The organism is Microcystis sp. LE18-22.4A (assembly GCF_027531105.1).
GTDB classification, from domain to species: Bacteria; Cyanobacteriota; Cyanobacteriia; order Cyanobacteriales; family Microcystaceae; genus Microcystis; species Microcystis aeruginosa.
The window spans coordinates 1-2,052 of the sequence record NZ_JAPZRB010000134.1 but is presented as its reverse complement, the minus strand read 5'-3'; the positions used below and the strand labels follow the sequence as shown (position 1 = coordinate 2,052).

Genomic DNA, 2,052 nt, shown 5'->3' with positions numbered 1-2,052 from the left:
GGATAAAATTGTCAAAAGTTTCGCTAAACAATTGCGAATCTCGCTACGGTTGGGAGGATTGCGATAGGGTTCAATTAAGACAGTATTAAGGACAATTCTGCCTAATAATCCCAGATAATTGGGGTTGGGTTCGGCATTGGGGGAAAAAAATAAATCTATCTGTCGAGTTTCGTCGCTGACTTCTTTACTGATTTCGACGGTTCCCAGGGGAGAAAGTAATTGTTCAAGGTAATTTTTGGCAAATTGGTCATGGGGTTTCATGGACTGAACAGTTAATCGATAATTTTCAATTGTATCGATCGATTTTTGAATGGTTTTATAAACTTATGTTAACAAAAATGTCAGATATTTCAGAAATCCCTTGACAAATAAAAATCAGTTTTGTTAACTTACGATTGTCTTCGATAAATTCCCTTGAGCATCATGACATTAGCAACAATTATTTAAAATGGGGGGGGGGAGAAGAAACGCTTATACAATTCTCTCCTTCAGGTCTTTTCTCTAGTAGCAACTACAGCGAGCGGATATACTGCTATAGCGACCAGTGCCACAGCCGAAATTAGTCAGCAAGATCACCTTATTATCGCTCAATTTGCTCCTCGTGGTCGTGAATTTGTTTGTCAGTTTAATGGCTCGAATACGACGATTACACCAAATATATCAGGGTCTTTTATTCATAGGGGTTCTTGCTACATTCCCGCCGAAGGAAGAAAATGTATTTCTGTCTATGATAACGTATATCAACCAACAGTTGATGGTACGGAGTGGACAAAAGATTGTGGGGGACTTGTGCCGATAGTTAACGATCCTAACACGGGAAAAAGTTACTATCAATTGAATACGTTTAACAGAAGATTTATTTTATCAAAATAATCTATGAGCTAAAAAATTGACAATAAAAGCGATCGAGTTTTGGGGCTATTTATATCTAACCTCTTTTTCTCTGATCGCTTCACTTGCATCTTCTGGAGTCAAAAGTCGTTGCTGTTTTTCACTAAAGTAAAATATTTGATAATTGGGTGATAATTCCTCTTGTAATTGCCGCCAAATATTGACACCTTCCCTCTCAAAATTGTCTTGACTTACTGCATCAAAAAAATGTGAATCGGCGGGATTGTCCCAATTTATAATTTGATTATAAATCTCTGCCCAATTACTTAACTTCTTTTGGATAGAACTCGATAAAGGTAACTCATCTAAGTCAAGGTTATCAGCAGTTTCCATATCCCAAAGAGGCGAATAGTTATATTCTGCCATTAGTTTAATTTTTCTTTTCATAAAGGTCTTCTCCTAAGAAACGTTGGATGAGTTTTCGGGGAGTGGGATTCGCACTAACTACATAACCATTACTACCAATATCGATAGAAATGTATTGAATTTCTCCTTGATAATCAACTTTATAAATACTTCTGCTCGTTCCTTGAGTGCCGATTAATTGACCCATTGTAATTGCTTTCATCAAGAAATCAATAATATTATTAATCGCAATGCCTCGACGCTGAAAATCTTCTCCATGTTTATTAAGAATATGTTCCCAACCCGATGAAGAATTACCGATTTCTAAAAAGATTATCCGCCCGTTGTCTAATTGAGTAATGGCAATAATATCTTGGGAATTGTGTTTAATATTTCTAAGCTTTAGTTCGTTAATTAACTCCTCAAAACTATTTTCATCGGGCATTGGTTTTTTCAAGGACAAAAATGCTTAAATCGGCGTTTTAACCAGAATCTTGATTGATTTTGACTTAGATTATAGTTAAATCAATTCTCTACCCTTGCGTAGCTTGTCGGACTTGTTCTAAGTCTAAATCCAAAGCTTGAGCGATTTGTTCCACATTTAAACCCAAAGCCAGCAAACGGGGAATAGATTCCAGTTTACCTTCTAGTTTACCTTCTAGTTTACCTTCCCGTCGTCCTTCCCGTTTAGTTGCTTCCTTCCATTCCTGATAGGTTTGAGATAAGGTCATAAACACCTCTCTATCCTCAGTTTCTAGGATGTTATTTATTTCCATACTAACCCGCCAACTAATTAATAATTCCAGCACATTTTCC

The 2,052-nt window shown here is 36.5% G+C and carries 3 protein-coding genes and 1 pseudogene; all 4 read right to left on the bottom strand.

Features of this window, described 5'->3' with window-relative positions; translation table 11 throughout:
* Positions 1-261: pseudogene (locus O9295_RS06075) on the bottom strand (flagellar assembly protein H); the annotation flags it as partial.
* 657 nt (positions 262-918) lie between these two features.
* Complete coding sequence (locus tag O9295_RS06070; RefSeq protein ID WP_002747335.1) at positions 919-1,278, bottom strand: immunity protein CdiI family protein; 360 nt, start codon at positions 1,276-1,278, stop codon at positions 919-921.
* Positions 1,262-1,693 (bottom strand): hypothetical protein, encoded by a 432-nt coding sequence (locus O9295_RS06065; protein ID WP_288032335.1) that lies wholly within the window; start codon positions 1,691-1,693, stop codon positions 1,262-1,264. The genes O9295_RS06070 and O9295_RS06065 overlap by 17 nt, the downstream gene beginning before the upstream one ends.
* A 76-nt stretch (positions 1,694-1,769) precedes the next feature.
* Positions 1,770-2,052, bottom strand: a 283-nt coding sequence (locus tag O9295_RS06060) for an Rpn family recombination-promoting nuclease/putative transposase (protein ID WP_288032333.1), incomplete at its 5' end; no start/stop codon positions are given.

Bases quoted from the DNA above. Each gene is read 5' to 3' on its own strand.
- O9295_RS06070 (WP_002747335.1), bottom strand. From the start codon at position 1,278: ATGAAAAGAAAAATTAAACTAATGGCAGAATATAACTATTCGCCTCTT.